Genomic DNA, 14,035 nt, shown 5'->3' with positions numbered 1-14,035 from the left:
CCTCCGGCACGCGTTGGAGGTGCATGCCCGAAAATCTGAATGACTGCCTGATCGTGGGCGCCGGCCCCGCCGGGATGACCGCCGCCCTCTACCTCGCGCGCTTCAAGCGCCGCGTGCTGCTGGTGGATTCCGGTGCGCCGCGCGCCGCCTGGATCCCCACCAGCCACAACATCCCTTTCTTCGCCGAGGGCATCGGCGGGCCGGATCTGCTGGCCCGCCAACGCGCCAGCCTGGACCACTACGGCATCGTCATCCGGCACGGCGAGGTGACCGCGCTGCAGCGCGGGCCGCAGGGCTTCACCGCCCGGATCGAAAGCGGATCCGACGTCACCGAGGTAACGGCCCGCCGCGTGCTGCTGGCCACCGGCGCGGTGGATGTGGAGCCGGACCTGCCCGACCTGCCGGATGCGGTCCGCCGCGGCCTGGTGCGCTACTGCCCGATCTGCGACGGCTACGAGGCGCGCGGCCGCAGCATCGCCGTCATGGGCCATGGCGCCCGCGGCCTGGGCGAGGCCGGCTTCATCGCCCGCACCTATTCGGACCGCGTCACCCTGCTGACCCTCGGCACCAGGCTGGACGAGGAGCAGCGGGCGCTGGCCGCGCGGGATGGCGTCGAGGTGGTGGAGGATCCGATCAGCGGCCTCGACATCGCCGAGGGTCGCGTCGCGGCACTGCGCGCCGGCGGGCGGGAGCATCGCTTCGAGGTGCTCTATTCCGCCCTCGGCCTGACCTACCGCTCCGGCCTCGGCCGCGCGCTCGGCGCCGGGCATGACGAGAAGGGCGCGCTGGTCGTCGACGGCCACAACCAGACCAGCGTGAAGGGCCTCTATGCCGCCGGCGACATCGTGCGCGGCCTGGACCAGATCGTCGTCGCCATGGGCCATGCGGCGGTGGCCGCGACGCATATCCACAATCGTTGCGAATTGCCGACGGAGGATGAGGAGGGAGGATAGACAGCCGCCCCGCTTCGGCGCGGAATGTCCGGATATTCCACCCAAGGGGATTCGAGGATGATCACGCGGCGCGCCCTGGGCCTAGCCACCGCCACCCTGGCCGCCGCGCCCTCGGCATGGGCCCAGGCCCCAGGCGGGGCTGCCTGGCCGTCCCGCCCGCTGCGCTGGATCGTGCCCTATGCGCCGGGCGGCGGCTCCGACTTCCTGGCCCGCACCCTTGGGGCGGCGATCGCCGGGCCGCTCGGCCAGCAGGTGCTGGTGGACAACCGCCCGGGCGGCGCGACCATCCCGGCCAGCGAGGCCGCGGCGCGATCCGCGCCCGATGGCTATACGCTGCTCTCGGCCGACCTGACCGCGCTGGTCATCACGCCGGCCATGTCGTCCCGCCTGCCCTACCACCCCATTCGCGACTTCAAGCCGGTGGCACCGATCGCGCGCTTTCCCTTCGTGCTGGTGGTGCATCCGGATGTGCCGGTGCGCACGGGGCCGGAGCTGGTGGCCTATGCGCGGGCCAATCCGGGCCGGCTGAACTTCGGCTCGCCCGGCGTCGGCACGCCGACCCACCTGGCGACCGAGCGTTTCGCCCGCACCGCCAATGTGCAGATCACCCATGTGCCGTACAGGGGCGGCGCGCCGGCGGTGCAGGACATGGTGGCGGGCGTGGTGCAGGCGATGTTCATCGATTATGCCTCCGGCGCGCCGCATATCGCCGCGGGCCGGGTGCGCGCCATCGGCATCCCCGCGCCGCAGCGCCTGACCCTGCTGCCCGATGTGCCGACGCTGGCCGAGCAGGGGCTGACGGGCGCCGATATCTATTCCTGGCAGGGCGTCGCGGTGCCCGCCGGCACGCCGGATGCCATCGTCGCCCGGCTGCAGGCGGAGCTGGTGAAGGCGCTGGAGACGGAGGCGGTGGCGGCGCGGCTGCGCTCCATCAGCCTGGAACCCTATCCCGGCACCGGTGCCGACCTGGCCGCGTTGATCGCCAGCGAGACGGCGATCTGGGCGCCGCTGATCAAGGAGCTGGGCCTGACGCTGGACAGCTGACCGTCACGGCCGGGCCGGATTTCAGGGCCGCACCAGCTCCACGCGGCGGTTGCGGGCACGGCCCTCCGGCGTCGCATTGTCGGCCACCGGCTGGGCCTCCCCGAAGCCGGCCGAGGTCAGCCTTTCGGGGTCGATGCCGTGGCGCGTGATCAGCGCCAGGCGCACCTCGGCCGCCCTGCGCTGCGACAGGGCCAGGTTGAAGGCGTCATCGCCCTCCGAATCCGTATGCCCCTCCACCCGCAGCCGCAGCCTCGGCTGGCTGCGCAGCAGCGCGACCACCTGCATCAGCGCCGCCTCCGATTCCGGGCGCAGCGCATGCGCGCCGGTGTCGAAGAAGATGCCGGGCAGCGTGGCGCGGCCGCGCCGGTCCAGGTCCGCCGCCAGCGCAGCCGCATCGGCCGCCACCATCCGCTGCTGCATCGGCACCACCTCCAGCACATGCACCAGGGTCTGGCGTGGGGTGACGCCGATGGCGACGTAGGTCTGTTGTTCCGGCGTCTCGATCTGGCCGGTGGCGTAGCGGACATCGCCGCCGGCGCCGACATTCATGCCGTTCACCCCGTTCCAGCCGCGCCCCTGCTGGGTGCGCGCGGTGCTGCCGCAATCGGCGCGGCCGGCGCATTGCCAGTCCAGCCGAAAGCCCGGCCGCGCCTGCAGCGCCGCCAGGTAGTTGCGCAGCACCTCCAGCGTCGAGCGGCCGGGCGGGTTGTCATAGACCAGGCGGGTCAGCCTTCCCTCCCGCATCTCGATCAGCGGCGTGCCGCTCTCGAAGCCGATGATGCGGGGATAGGTGGTGAAAGCCTCCTCCTCCCGGTCGCGCAGCGTCGAGCCCTGGTAGTGGCCGAGGAGCGGATGGTCGGATTGCGCCCGGGCCTCGGCCAGTGACAGCAGACCGGCCAGAAGCAGGCATGCGAAACGCATCATGGCTTACCTCCCTTTGCGGTCGCAGTAGCCGATGGCCTGGCGAACGCTCCAGTGGCAAGCGCGTGAGGCGGGGCCTTCAGCCGATGCGCCCGGCCGCCTCCGCAGCCAGCCAAGCCAGCTCGCCCTGGCAGAAGGTGGCGATGGGCGCGCGCCGGGCGGGATCCACCAGCACCAGGTCGCCGCGCAGCCCGGGCGCGATGCGGCCGCGATCCGCAAGCCCGGCTGCCTCGGCCGGATTGGCGGAAACCAGCGCCCAGGCGGAAGGCAGGTCCAGCACGCCGCGGCCGGCCAGGACGAAGGCGGCCTCCAGCATCGCCGGCCAGTAGTAGTCGCTGGCCAGGATGGTCACGTGGCCCTGCTCCGCCATCGGCGCGGCGGAGCCCCAGCCCATATGGCTGCCGCCGCGCACCACATTCGGCGCGCCCATCACCACATGCTCACCGGCCGCGCGGGCGGCCTCGGCCACGGCCTCCGACATCGGGAATTCGCAGACCTTTGCGCCAAGATCGCGGAAATGCGCCCGGGCCTCGGGGGTGGCGTCGTCATGGCTCAGCATGGGGATGCCATTGGCGCGGGCGGCGGCGGCGAGGCGCGCATGGGCGGCCGGAACCTCGGCGCGCCGTGCCAGTGCGGCCTCGGCGAGCCGGGTGATCTCGGCCACCGCAACGCCGCCGCGCTGGGCGTAGGAGGCCGCCTTGGCCGGGTCGGGCAGGCGCTTCACGATGCCGGGCGTATGGTCGTTGAAGGCGAGCAGCGCTACGCGGCCGGCTTCCATATCGGTCAGCAGCTCCTCGACCACGTCGAGGTTGTCGGCCTCGTAGCGGCAATGGATGCGGAGGTCACAGCCCCCCTGCGGGCGCAGCGCCTCCACCGCCGCCAGGGTGGCACGCCAGGCGGCGATGCCGCGCAGGCCGGGCTCCCAGGACAGGGTCACGCCGAGGCAGGCGGTGGTGATGCCGGCGGCCAGCAGCTGCGCCGCCGAATCGCGCATGCCGAGCCCGTGCGGGAAGCCGATGCCGGGCCGCGGCTGCATCTGCCGCTCATGCGCATCGCCGTGGATGTCCACCAGCCCGGGCAGCACATAAAGCCCGCTGGCGTCGAAGCGGCGCGCGGCCGCGGGCGGGTCAGCGGCGAAGACGCCCTCCGCCATCGCCACCCGTTCCAGGCGCAGCGCGCCCTCCAGCAGCGCGTCGCCGCGCTCGATCGACCAAACCATCAGGACTCCACGACAAGCTGGGCACGGCCGGCGGCGTAGCGGCCGAATGTGACATCCACCACCTCCCCCGCCGGATCGGTGTTGATCGCCTCGGTCACCAGCACGGGGCGGTTGCGGGATTGCTGCAGCAGCTCCGCCTCCTCCGGCGTCGGCAGGCGGGCGGTGATGCGGGTGACGCGGCGGCGGTAGTCGGGCACGCCGCAGACGGCCATGGCGGCGGTGATGGAGGGATCGGCGCGCAGCAGCTCCGGCAGGCGGCCGAAGCGCGCGGCGGGGAAGTGGTGCGTGCCGAGCACCAGCGGCCGGCCATCGGCCAGGGCCAGGCGTTCCACCACGATCACCGGCCGGCCGCGGCGGATGCCGAGCAGCTCGGCCAGCCCCGTCTCCGCCGCGGTTTCCGCGACGCGCAGGATGCGCCCGCCCGGTTCGCGGTTCTGCCGGCGGATGATCTCGGAGAAGCGGGTGCGCGGGCCGAGGCTGTAGTCGACCACATCCTCCGCCACGAAGCTGCCGCGGCCCTGCTCGATGCGGACCAGGCCGCGGCCTTCCAGCTCCTCCATCGCGCGGCGCACGGTGTGGCGGTTGACGTTGTACTGGCCGGCGAGCTCGGCCTCGGTCGGCAGGCGGCCGCCGGGGGGATGCAGGCCGCTGGCGATGTCCCGCTCCAGCCGCTGGGCGATCTGCCGCCACAGCGCGATCCCCTGGCCGCGCGCCAGCAGGCCGCCGGCGGGCAGGGTCTCGGGCCGCTTGGTGTCGTCGGTCATCGCTGGGGGAAGCCCCTTGCTGCCTTGTTCGTCATCGAAAGTTCAAACCCCTCCCGGTCGCCTTGTGCGAGTTTTGCTTGACCTTATCGGGGCGGATGACTAGTTGTCTAGACAAATAGAGCGCCCCATGATCGAAGCCCAGACACCCCCCCTTCCCGATCCTCCCGCACGCCGTCGCTGGATGTCCATCCTGGCGCGGGCCGCGGCCGAGGATATCGCCGCGCGGCTCCAGGATCTGCCCGGCCTGCCGGCGCATCGGCGCCTGCGCGGGCCGGAGACGGGGCTGGTTATGGTGCGCGGCCGCGCCGGCGGGGATGGCGCCCCCTTCAACCTGGGCGAGATGACCGTCACCCGATGCGCCGTGCGGCTGCCGGATGGCACGGTGGGGCATGGCTATGTCGCCGGGCGGGATTCCCGCCAGGCGGAGCTCGCCGCCGTGGTCGATGCGCTGATGCAGGACCCGGCCCGCGCGCCGGGGCTGGAGGCGGCGGTGATCGCCCCGCTGGAGCGCGCCCAGGCGGCGCGCCGCGAAGCCCAGGCGCGGAAGGCCGCGGCCACCCGCGTGGAGTTCTTCACCATGACCCAGATGCGATGACCAGCCCCTCTCCGCGCGCCTCCGGCACGACCTCTCCGCGCGCCTCTGGCACGACCTTCCCCGGCTTCGCCGACCCCGTGCTGGACGCCCAGGCCAGCTTCCGCGCCGTTCTGCAGGCGATGAGCCGCCCCGGTCAGGTGCAGCGCGTGCCCGACCTGCCGGAATTGCCGCCGGGCCTGTCCCCGGCCGCCGCGGCCGTGCTGCTGACCCTGGTGGATGCCGAGACGCGGCTTTGCCTCAGGGCCGGCCCCGAGGCGGCGGCCTGGGTGCGCTTCCATTGCGGTGCGCCGCTGGTCACCGCGGGCGCGGCGCAGTTCGTGCTGGACCGGGAGGCCGCACTGCCGGCGCTGGATCCGGGGACGGAGGAGGAGCCGGAGCGCGGCGCCACGCTGATCCTGGAGGTGGCTTCGCTGACCGAAGGACGCGGCTGGCGGCTGACCGGTCCGGGCATCCGCGACGAACACCGGCTGCATGTGGGCGGCGCCCCGCCAGGCTTCTTGGCGGATTGGACGGCGAACCGGGCGCGGACGCCCTGCGGGGTGGATGTGATCCTCTGCGCAGGCGACGCCATCGCCGCCCTGCCGCGCAGCGTCGCGATCGAGGAAGGCTGAGCCATGTATGTCGCGACCAAGGGCGGTGAGCGGGCGATCGGCGCCGCCCATGCCTGGCTCGACGAGACCCGTCGCGGCGACCCTTCCCTGCCGGAACTGACGGCGGACCAGGTGCAGGCGCAGCTGGGCCTCGCCGTGGACCGGGTGATGGCGGAGGGGTCCTGCCACGACCGGGGCCTCGCCGCACTGGCGGTGAAGCAGTCCCGCGGCGATCTCATCGAGGCCGCCTTCCTGCTGCGCGCCTATCGCACCACCCTGCCCCGCTTCGGCGCCAGCGTGCCGCTGGATACCAACACCATGGCGATCCAACGCCGCATCAGCGCCGCCTACAAGGATCTGCCGGGCGGCCAGGTTCTGGGGCCGACCTTCGACTATACGCATCGCCTCCTCGACTTTGCCCTGGCGGCCGGGGGCCATGTGCCCAGCGGCGCGCCCGAGGCGGAAGCGAGCCGCGAACCCACGCCGCGCGTCACCGAAATGCTGGCCCGCGAGGGGCTGATGCAGCGTGAGGCGGCGTCCGAGGACGAGCCGGGCGACCTGACGCGCGAACCGCTCTCCTTCCCCGCCGACCGCGCCCTGCGGCTGCAGGCGCTGGCGCGCGGCGACGAAGGCTTTCTGCTCTCCCTCGGCTACTCCACCCAGCGCGGCTATGGCGGCAACCATCCCTTCGTCGGCGAGATCCGCATGGGCGAGGTGGCGGTCGGCTTCACGCCGCCGGAGCTCGGCTTCGAGATCGACCTCGGCGACATCACCGTCACCGAATGCCAGATGGTGAACCAGTTCAAGGGCAGCCGCACGGAGCCGCCGCAGTTCACCCGCGGCTATGGCCTCGTCTTCGGCCATGGCGAGCGCAAGGCCATGTCCATGGCGCTGGTCGACCGGTCGCTGCGCGCGGCGGAACTCGGCGAGGCCTCCGATGCCCCGGCGCAGCAGCAGGAATTCGTCCTGTCGCATTGCGACAATGTCGAGGCGACCGGCTTCGTCGAGCATCTGAAGCTGCCGCACTACGTCGACTTCCAGTCGGAGCTTGAGAACGTCCGGACCATGCGGGCGAGCGTGGAGGCAGCCAAGTGAGCGGCTACAACTTCGCTTATCTCGATGAGAGCACGAAGCGGATGATCCGCCGTGCCATCCTGAAGGCCGTCGCCATCCCCGGCCACCAGGTGCCCTTCGGGTCGCGGGAAATGCCGCTGCCCTATGGCTGGGGCACGGGCGGCATCCAGGTCACCGCCGCGGTGCTCGGCCCGGCCGATGTGCTGAAGGTGATCGACCAGGGCAGCGACGACACCACCAATGCGGTGTCCATCCGCGCCTTCTTCCGCCGCACCGCCGGCGTCGCGACCACCGAAAGCACGGAAGCCGCGACCATCATCCAGACCCGCCACCGCATCCCCGAACGCCCCCTGCGGGAGGACCAGATCCTGGTCTACCAGGTGCCGATCCCCGAGCCGCTGGGCCGGCTGGAGCCGCGCATCGCGGAGACGCGGCGGATGCATGCCATGGCGGATTACGGGCTGATGCATGTGAAGCTGTATGAGGACATTGCCCGCCACGGCCATATCGCCACCAGCTACAGCTACCCGGTGATGGTGAATTCTCGTTACTTGATGTCGCCGTCTCCGATCCCCGCCTTCGACAATCCGAAGATGGACCAGATGCCGGCGCTGCAGCTGTTCGGCGCAGGGCGGGAGAAGCGCATCTACGCCGTGCCGCCGTACACGTCGGTCAAAAGCCTGGACTTCGACGACCACCCCTTCCGGCCGATCCGCGCGCCGCATGCCTGCGAGCTGTGCGGGTCGCGCGATACCTATCTGGATGAGGTGCTGACGGATGACGTGGGCGGGCGGATTTTTGTCTGTTCGGACACGGACTTCTGCAGCGAGCGGCAGGCGGTGAAGGAAGCGGCGGAATGAACGAGCGCTCCTCGAAGACCCCCCACCCCATCCCTCCCCCGCAAGCGGGAGAGGGAGGCGCCCATCTTCCCCCTCCCCTGCTTGCGGGGGAGGGTCGGGGTGGGGGTCTTGCCGCCCAGACTCCCCTCCTCACCGCCCGCGACCTCACCCTCCGCTTCGGCCGCATCGCCGCCCTCGATAGCGTGGACATCGACATCCACCCCGGCGAGGTCGTCGCCATCGTCGGTGAATCCGGCAGCGGCAAGACCACCCTCCTCCGGGTTCTCTCCGGCCTCATGCGCCCCGATGCCGGGGAGGTCTCCTATCTCGGCCAGGACGTCCTCGGCATGACCGAGGCCGCGCGCCGCCGCCTGATGCGCACCGAATGGGGTTTTGTGCATCAGAACCCGCGCGATGGCCTCCGCATGGCCGTCTCCGCCGGCGGCAATATCGGCGAGCGGCTGATGGCCACAGGCGCGCGCCACTATGGGAATATCCGCGACCAGGCGGCCCACTGGCTGACCCGCGTGGAGATCGACCCCACCCGCATGGACGAGGTCCCCGCGAAATTTTCCGGCGGCATGCAGCAGCGCCTGCAGATCGCCCGCACCCTGGTAACATTGCCAAAGCTGGTTTTCATGGACGAGCCGACCGGCGGTCTCGATGTCTCCGTCCAGGCCCGGCTGCTGGACCTGATCCGCGCTTTGGTCGCCGACCTCGGCCTCGCCGTGCTGATCGTGACGCATGACATCGCCGCCGCCCGCCTGCTGGCGCATCGGATGCTGGTGATGCGGCACGGCGTGGTGGTGGAGAGCGGCCTCACCGACCGCGTGCTGGACGACCCGCAGCACCCCTATACGCAACTCCTGGTTTCCTCGGTGCTGGCATGAGCGTCGCCCTGGCCACGGAGGGCCTGTCCAAGGCCTTTCGGCTGCATCTGCAGGGCGATGTCCGCATCCCCGTGCTCGATGCCGTGGATTTCAGCGTGGCGCCCGGCGAATGCGTCGCGCTGACCGGGCCCTCCGGCGCCGGCAAGTCCACGCTGATGCGCTGCCTCTACGGCAATTACGGTGCCGGCTCGGGCCGCATCCTGATCCGCCATCGCGGCGAGCTGGTCGACCTGGCGGCCGCCGACCCGCTTCTGGTGCGCGAAATCCGGCGGGAGACGCTGGGCTATGTCTCCCAGTTCCTCCGCGTCATCCCCCGCGTCGGCGCCCGAGAAATTGTGGCGGAGCCCCTGCGCACCCGCGGCGTGCCGGCCGAGGCCGCCCTGACGCGGGCCACGGAACTCCTCACCCGCCTGAACCTGCCGCCCCGCCTGCACGACCTGCCGCCCTCCACCTTCTCCGGCGGCGAACAGCAGCGTATCAACCTGGCGCGCGGCTTCGCCGCGGACTACCCCGTGCTGCTGCTCGACGAGCCCACCGCCAGCCTCGACCCGGTGAACCGCCAGGTTGTCGTGGCCCTGATGGCGGAGGCCAAGGCCCGCGGCGCGGCGCTGATCGGGATCTTCCACGACACCGAAATCCGCGAGCAGGTGGCCGATCGCCTGTTCGAAGTTTTGCCAATCCAGGACGCCGCATGATCCCCGAACTGATCCTCACCAATGCCCACCTCGTCCTGGCGGGGGAGGTGCTGCACGGCACGCTGGTGATCCGCGGCGACCGCATCGCCGAGATCCAGCCCGGCCGCAGCCAGGCCCCCGGCGCGCTCGACCTGGATGGCGACCACCTGATCCCCGGCATCGTTGACGTGCATACCGACAACCTTGAACGCCAGGTGCAGCCGCGCGCCACCGCGCGCTGGCCGTCCCGCTCCGCCATGCTGGCGCATGACAGCCAGACGGCCGCCGCCGGCGTCACCACCGTGCTGGACGCGCTCTGCCTCGGCGACCTCGGCTTCGATGTGGGCCGCACGCAGACCTTCGTGGAGGGCGTGCAGGACCTGGACGCGCTGGCCGGCACCGGCCTGCTGAAATCCGACCATTTTCTGCATTTGCGCTGCGAGATCCCGGCCGCGGATATGCGCGAACTCGTGGAGATGGCGGCCGACCATCCGCTGGTCCGCATGGTCAGCTTCATGGACCACTCACCAGGGGTCGGGCAGTACCGGGACGTGGAACGCTATCGCCAGATGCGTATCCGTAACGGCAAGACGGCCGAGCAGGTGGACAAGCGGATCACGGAACTGCTGGAGCAGCGGGAGCGGCTGCTGGAGCCGAACCGGCGCTGGCTGCTGGAACGGGTGGCCTATCGCAATCTGCCACTCGCCAGCCATGACGATGACAGCCCCGAAGGCATCGCCCGCAATGCCGCCGATGGCATCCGCATCAGCGAATTCCCGGTGACGCTGGAGGCCGCGCAGGCGGCGAAGAAGCTGGGCGTGCAGGTGATCGCCGGCGCGCCGAACATCGTCCGCGGCGGCAGCCATTCGGGCAATGTGGCGGTCTCCGACCTGATGCACGACCAGGCGGTGGATGTGCTGGCCAGCGATTATGTGCCGCCGGCGATGGTCGAGGCCGCCTGGCTCGCCGCCGGCCAGGGCCACACGACGCTGCCGGCCGCGATCGCGATGATCACGGATACCGCCGCACGGATGGCCGGCTTCACGGATCGCGGGCGGCTGGAGGCCGGGCTGCGCGCCGACCTGGTGCAGATCCGGCCGCATGAGGGGCACGCCGTGGTGCGGAAGGTGTGGCGCGCCGGGGAGCGGATCGCTTGAGGGGCCTGCTTCTCCCTCTCCCCCCGCTTTGGGGGGGTGGGGTCGGGGTGGGGGGGGAGTGCCGTTTCGGCACGACCTCGCCACGGGCGCGGTACAGTTCCGGTCCCGCCCACCTGACTGCGCCCATCATGCAATGGCGGCCCCCACCCCAACCCTCCCCCCCCGTTGGGGGGAGAGGGAGTCTTGGGATGCTGCGGCCATGATGCGCGTCGGCATCTACTGGGCGCCGCGCATCGATGACCCGCTGCACGAGCTCGGCTCCACCTGGCTCGGTCGGGACACCGAGACCGGTGCCACCCTCCCGCAGCCCGCCCTGCCCGGCCTGGATATCGCCGAGCTCACAAGGGACGCCCGCGGCTATGGCCTGCATGCCACGCTGAAGCCGCCTTTCCGCCTCGCCACCAGCTATGCCGCGCTGCGCGAGGACGCCATGGCGCTCGCCCTGCGCACGCGCCCCTTCGCCCTGCCCCCGCTGCAGCTCGCCGAGCATCACGGCTTCCTGGCGCTGCTGGAGACGCAGCGCTCCGACGATCTGCAGGCGCTCTGCGATGCCTGCGTCGCCGGCCTCGACGCGCATCGTGCGCCGCCGACGGAGGAGGAAATCGCGCGCCGCAAGCCGGAACGCATGACGGAGGCGCAGCGCCAGAACCTGCACCGCTGGGGCTACCACTATGTCTTTTCCGAGTGGTGGTTCCACGTCACGCTCTCGCGCCGCCTGAACGAGGCCGAGATGGCAGTGGTGCGCCCGGCGCTGGAGGCGCATCTCGGCGATGTGCCGGCGCAGCCGCGGCGGGTGACGGAGCTTTGTCTGTTCACCCAGGCGGGGCCGGCTGCGCCCTTCCTGCTGGCCGAGCGTCTGCCGCTGCTCGGTTGAGCGCGGCCAACACGCGCGCGACGCCTTCCTCCACGCTGGCATCGTTCAACACCGTCTCTACCTCCAGCCCCGGCGGCAGCGCCGCCTCCCGCGCCAGGCGGGCGGCGATGTCGGCCTCGGTCTCGCGGCCACGCGCGGCCAGGCGCGCGGCCAGCACGGCGGGCGGCGCGGTGATGTTCAGGATGCGCGTTGGGTAGCGCGCGGCGGCCTCGGCCAGCACCGTGCGGGACAGGTTCGCCACCACCACGCGGCCGGCCGCCAGCGGCACTTCCAGGGCGGCGGGGATGCCATAGAGCAGCCCATGCGCCTCCCACCACAGCGCATAGGCGCCTTCCTTCTGCATGCGGCGGAATTCCTCGGGGCTGATCGGGAAATGCGCCTCGCCGCCCGCATCGGCCGGGCGGGTGATGTGGCGCCGGGCGAAGATGAAACGGGCATCGCGCGCCAGCCGCGCGCGCGCCGCCTCCATCAGCGTATCCTTGCCCGCCCCGGAGGGCCCCACCACAGGCACCAGCATCGTCTTTGCGCACCGCAATATTGACCGTGACGCTTCTGCCTGCGCCTATCGGCGCCCTCAAGCCGCCAGACGGATTTTCCCCCCAATGTTCACAACGCGCCCCGAAATCGCCGGCACCTTTGGCGTCGTCGCTTCCACCCACTGGATCGCATCCCAGGTCGGCATGGCGGTGCTGGAAAGGGGGGGCAACGCCTTCGACGCCGCGGTGGCCGCCGGCTTCACCCTGCAGGTGGCGGAGCCGCATCTGAACGGGCCGGGCGGCGACTGCCCCATCATCATCCACGACGCCAAGGCCGGCGCGCAGCGCGTGATCTGCGGCCAGGGCGTGGCACCGGCGGGGCTCACCGTCGCCCATGTGAAGGGCGAACTCGGCCTCGACCTGATCCCCGGCACCGGCTTCCTGCCCGCCATGGTGCCCGGCGCCTTCGATGCTTGGGCGCTGATGCTGCGCGACTACGGCACCTGGTCGCTGCGCGACGTGCTGTCCTACGCCATCGGCTACGCCCATCGCGGCATCCACTACGTGCCCCGCGTGGTCGCCACGCTGAACACGGTGAAGCCGCTGTTCGAATCCGAATGGCCGACCTCCGCCGAGATCTGGCTGAAGAACGGCGGCCCGGTCGCCGGCGGCCTCTACGCCAACCCCACCCTGGCGCTGACATGGGAGCGGGTGCTGCGGGAGGCAGAGGCGGCGGGCCATGACCGCGTGGCGCAGATCGAGGCGGCGCGGAATGCCTGGTATGGCGGCTTCGTCGCCGAGGCGATCGGGGAGTTCTTCGCGCGTGACGCGCTGCTCGATGCCTCCGGCCAGCGCCACAAGGGCGTGCTGACGGCGCAGGACATGTCCCACTGGCGCGCCAGCACGGAGGCCCCGCTGCGGCGCGACTATCGCGGCCATACCGTGCTGAAATGCGGCGTCTGGAGCCAGGGCCCGGCCATGCTGCAGACCCTCGCGCTGCTGGAAGGCTTCGATATCGGCGCCATGGACCCGCTGGGCGAGCAGTTCGTCCATACCGTAGTGGAATGCATGAAGCTCGCCTTCGCCGATCGCGAGGCCTTCTACGGCGACCCCGATTTCGTCGATGTGCCGATCCACCACCTGCTGTCCGACGAATACGCCGCCGAGCGCCGCAAGCTGGTGGGTGAGGCCGCGAGCCTGGATCTCCGCCCCGGCACCCTGCCCGGCCTCGCCACCCCCTGGGTGGACCACGACGCCGCCAGCCGGATCGAGATGCTGACCCGCGCGCCGGGCGCCGGCGAGCCCACGGTGGCGCGCCTCGGCGTTTCGGGCGCGGATACCTGCCACATCGATGTCATCGACGCCCAGGGCAACATGGTCTCCGCCACGCCGTCGGGCGGCTGGTTCCAGTCCTCCCCGGCCGTGCCGGGGCTGGGTTTCTGCCTCGGCACGCGCGGGCAGATGTTCTGGCTGGACGAGAACCTGCCGAACGGGCTGAAGCCGGGCAAGCGGCCGCGCACCACCCTGTCCCCGGCCATGGTGCTGAAGGAGGGCCGCCCCTGGATGAGCTTCGGCACGCCGGGTGGGGAGCAGCAGGACCAGTGGCAGCCCATCATGCTGTCCCGCATGGTGGATTTCGGCCTGAACATCCAGCAGGCCATCGATGCGCCCGCCTTCCACACGGAACACTGGCCCAGCAGCTTCTGGCCGCGCGTCGCCCGCCCCGGCAAGGTGGTGCTGGAAGGCCGCTATGCGCCGGAGGTCGCCCGCATGCTGACCGCCCGCGGCCACCAGGTGGATACCGGCGGCGACTGGTCCGAGGGGCGCCTCAGCGCCGCGCGGCAGGAGGTGGACGGCCAGCTTTTCGCCGGCGCCAATCCGCGCGGCATGCAGGGCTACGCCGTCGGGCGATAGGGCTTGCGGTCCGCGGCGAAGTTGCATCCAACTGGGCGGATCATTTCCCCT

At 71.5% G+C, this 14,035-nt stretch carries 15 protein-coding genes; 11 read left to right on the top strand and 4 right to left on the bottom strand.

Annotated elements, in window-relative coordinates:
* Nucleotides 1-23 precede the first annotated feature (23 nt).
* Nucleotides 24-953, top strand: a complete 930-nt coding sequence (locus tag J3S20_RS10100; protein WP_216836300.1) for an NAD(P)/FAD-dependent oxidoreductase — start codon at nucleotides 24-26, stop codon at nucleotides 951-953.
* Nucleotides 954-1,010: 57 nt separating this feature from the next.
* Nucleotides 1,011-1,997, top strand: a complete 987-nt coding sequence (locus J3S20_RS10095) for a Bug family tripartite tricarboxylate transporter substrate binding protein (protein ID WP_216836299.1) — start codon at nucleotides 1,011-1,013, stop codon at nucleotides 1,995-1,997.
* A 21-nt stretch (nucleotides 1,998-2,018) separates the two neighbouring features.
* Here J3S20_RS10095 and J3S20_RS10090 read toward each other — a convergent pair whose 3' ends face one another.
* The 3 genes from J3S20_RS10090 to phnF all read right to left on the bottom strand — a co-directional run bounded on the left by J3S20_RS10090 (nucleotide 2,019) and on the right by phnF (nucleotide 4,901).
* A complete protein-coding gene (locus J3S20_RS10090) occupies nucleotides 2,019-2,921 on the bottom strand; it encodes an OmpA family protein (RefSeq protein WP_216836298.1) in 903 nt (300 codons plus the stop codon).
* 76 nt (nucleotides 2,922-2,997) lie between these two features.
* Entirely contained in the window at nucleotides 2,998-4,137 is a 1,140-nt protein-coding gene (locus J3S20_RS10085) for an alpha-D-ribose 1-methylphosphonate 5-triphosphate diphosphatase (protein WP_216836297.1), read from the bottom strand.
* Nucleotides 4,137-4,901: a phosphonate metabolism transcriptional regulator PhnF gene (gene phnF, locus J3S20_RS10080; RefSeq protein ID WP_216836296.1), complete on the bottom strand. Its 765-nt coding sequence runs from the start codon at nucleotides 4,899-4,901 to the stop codon at nucleotides 4,137-4,139. The genes J3S20_RS10085 and phnF overlap by 1 nt, the downstream gene beginning before the upstream one ends.
* 127 nt (nucleotides 4,902-5,028) lie before the next feature.
* Between phnF and phnG the strand changes: the two genes are divergently transcribed.
* The 8 genes from phnG to J3S20_RS10040 all read left to right on the top strand — a co-directional run bounded on the left by phnG (nucleotide 5,029) and on the right by J3S20_RS10040 (nucleotide 11,594).
* Nucleotides 5,029-5,496: a phosphonate C-P lyase system protein PhnG gene (gene phnG / locus J3S20_RS10075; protein WP_281419469.1), complete on the top strand. Its 468-nt coding sequence runs from the start codon at nucleotides 5,029-5,031 to the stop codon at nucleotides 5,494-5,496.
* The gene (gene phnH / locus J3S20_RS10070; RefSeq protein ID WP_216836294.1) at nucleotides 5,493-6,107 is read left to right on the top strand and encodes a phosphonate C-P lyase system protein PhnH; all 615 of its coding nucleotides are present in this window, start codon (nucleotides 5,493-5,495) and stop codon (nucleotides 6,105-6,107) included. Before phnG ends, phnH begins: the two co-directional genes overlap by 4 nt.
* A 3-nt stretch (nucleotides 6,108-6,110) precedes the next feature.
* A complete protein-coding gene (locus J3S20_RS10065; protein WP_216836293.1) occupies nucleotides 6,111-7,181 on the top strand; it encodes a carbon-phosphorus lyase complex subunit PhnI in 1,071 nt (356 codons plus the stop codon).
* Nucleotides 7,178-8,020, top strand: coding sequence for an alpha-D-ribose 1-methylphosphonate 5-phosphate C-P-lyase PhnJ (locus J3S20_RS10060; RefSeq protein ID WP_216836292.1), 843 nt, complete (start codon nucleotides 7,178-7,180; stop codon nucleotides 8,018-8,020). The genes J3S20_RS10065 and J3S20_RS10060 overlap by 4 nt, the downstream gene beginning before the upstream one ends.
* Nucleotides 8,017-8,889 (top strand): phosphonate C-P lyase system protein PhnK, encoded by an 873-nt coding sequence (phnK, locus tag J3S20_RS10055; RefSeq protein ID WP_246602530.1) that lies wholly within the window; start codon nucleotides 8,017-8,019, stop codon nucleotides 8,887-8,889. The genes J3S20_RS10060 and phnK overlap by 4 nt, the downstream gene beginning before the upstream one ends.
* Nucleotides 8,886-9,584 carry a phosphonate C-P lyase system protein PhnL gene (phnL, locus tag J3S20_RS10050; protein ID WP_216836291.1) on the top strand — a complete coding sequence of 233 codons (699 nt, stop codon included), beginning with the start codon at nucleotides 8,886-8,888 and terminating at the stop codon, nucleotides 9,582-9,584. Before phnK ends, phnL begins: the two co-directional genes overlap by 4 nt.
* A complete protein-coding gene (locus J3S20_RS10045) occupies nucleotides 9,581-10,720 on the top strand; it encodes an alpha-D-ribose 1-methylphosphonate 5-triphosphate diphosphatase (protein ID WP_216836290.1) in 1,140 nt (379 codons plus the stop codon). Before phnL ends, J3S20_RS10045 begins: the two co-directional genes overlap by 4 nt.
* 199 nt (nucleotides 10,721-10,919) lie before the next feature.
* A complete protein-coding gene (locus J3S20_RS10040; RefSeq protein ID WP_216836289.1) occupies nucleotides 10,920-11,594 on the top strand; it encodes a DUF1045 domain-containing protein in 675 nt (224 codons plus the stop codon).
* On the opposite strand, the gene phnN is transcribed toward J3S20_RS10040, so the two are convergent.
* Nucleotides 11,533-12,111, bottom strand: a complete 579-nt coding sequence (phnN, locus tag J3S20_RS10035; protein WP_216836288.1) for a phosphonate metabolism protein/1,5-bisphosphokinase (PRPP-forming) PhnN — start codon at nucleotides 12,109-12,111, stop codon at nucleotides 11,533-11,535. The two genes, J3S20_RS10040 and phnN, sit on opposite strands and share 62 nt — an antisense overlap.
* Nucleotides 12,112-12,196: 85 nt before the next feature.
* Here phnN and J3S20_RS10030 point away from each other — a divergent pair, with 85 nt between their 5' ends.
* Entirely contained in the window at nucleotides 12,197-13,984 is a 1,788-nt protein-coding gene (locus J3S20_RS10030; RefSeq protein WP_216836287.1) for a gamma-glutamyltransferase family protein, read from the top strand.
* The last annotated feature ends 51 nt before the right edge of the window (nucleotides 13,985-14,035 follow it).

Source organism: Falsiroseomonas tokyonensis, assembly GCF_019024325.1.
Taxonomy (GTDB): domain Bacteria; phylum Pseudomonadota; class Alphaproteobacteria; order Acetobacterales; family Acetobacteraceae; genus Falsiroseomonas; species Falsiroseomonas tokyonensis.
Note: the sequence above shows the minus strand (reverse complement) of the source record. Positions and strands in the feature narration are given on the sequence as shown.

Coding starts and splice junctions, on each gene's coding strand:
- J3S20_RS10030 (WP_216836287.1), top strand. CDS start 12,197: ATGTTCACAACGCGCCCCGAAATCGCCGGCACCTTTGGCGTCGTCGCT.
- J3S20_RS10045 (WP_216836290.1), top strand. CDS start 9,581: ATGATCCCCGAACTGATCCTCACCAATGCCCACCTCGTCCTGGCGGGG.
- phnG (WP_281419469.1), top strand. CDS start 5,029: ATGATCGAAGCCCAGACACCCCCCCTTCCCGATCCTCCCGCACGCCGT.
- phnF (WP_216836296.1), bottom strand. CDS start 4,901: ATGACCGACGACACCAAGCGGCCCGAGACCCTGCCCGCCGGCGGCCTG.
- J3S20_RS10065 (WP_216836293.1), top strand. CDS start 6,111: ATGTATGTCGCGACCAAGGGCGGTGAGCGGGCGATCGGCGCCGCCCAT.
- J3S20_RS10040 (WP_216836289.1), top strand. CDS start 10,920: ATGATGCGCGTCGGCATCTACTGGGCGCCGCGCATCGATGACCCGCTG.
- J3S20_RS10100 (WP_216836300.1), top strand. CDS start 24: ATGCCCGAAAATCTGAATGACTGCCTGATCGTGGGCGCCGGCCCCGCC.
- phnN (WP_216836288.1), bottom strand. CDS start 12,111: ATGCTGGTGCCTGTGGTGGGGCCCTCCGGGGCGGGCAAGGATACGCTG.
- J3S20_RS10090 (WP_216836298.1), bottom strand. CDS start 2,921: ATGATGCGTTTCGCATGCCTGCTTCTGGCCGGTCTGCTGTCACTGGCC.
- phnH (WP_216836294.1), top strand. CDS start 5,493: ATGACCAGCCCCTCTCCGCGCGCCTCCGGCACGACCTCTCCGCGCGCC.
- phnL (WP_216836291.1), top strand. CDS start 8,886: ATGAGCGTCGCCCTGGCCACGGAGGGCCTGTCCAAGGCCTTTCGGCTG.
- J3S20_RS10085 (WP_216836297.1), bottom strand. CDS start 4,137: ATGGTTTGGTCGATCGAGCGCGGCGACGCGCTGCTGGAGGGCGCGCTG.
- phnK (WP_246602530.1), top strand. CDS start 8,017: ATGAACGAGCGCTCCTCGAAGACCCCCCACCCCATCCCTCCCCCGCAA.
- J3S20_RS10095 (WP_216836299.1), top strand. CDS start 1,011: ATGATCACGCGGCGCGCCCTGGGCCTAGCCACCGCCACCCTGGCCGCC.